Raw genomic sequence first — 330 nt, 5'->3', positions numbered from 1 at the left:
AGTCCCCGCGTGGGCGGGGGTGATCCATAGATTTCCCTTTTCCATATGATGTTTTTACGAGTAGTCCCCGCGTGGGCGGGGGTGATCCTGCTTCTTCATAAGTTGTAAATAACTTTCCATCGTAGTCCCCGCGTGGGCGGGGGTGATCCTGATAGGATTATTTGTAATTTCATAATCTCAAAGTAGTCCCCGCGTGGGCGGGGGTGATCCTTCTTCAAATAGAAATCAATATCCAGATAAAAAGTAGTCCCCGCGTGGGCGGGGGTGATCCCAACAAAGAATTATTTATCTTTGCGAGGAATACGTAGTCCCCGCGTGGGCGGGGGTGAT

It is taken from the genome of Peptoniphilus sp. HMSC062D09 (genome assembly GCF_001811425.1).
Classification (GTDB): domain Bacteria; phylum Bacillota; class Clostridia; order Tissierellales; family Peptoniphilaceae; genus Peptoniphilus_A.
This window is presented reverse-complemented; position numbering follows the sequence as displayed.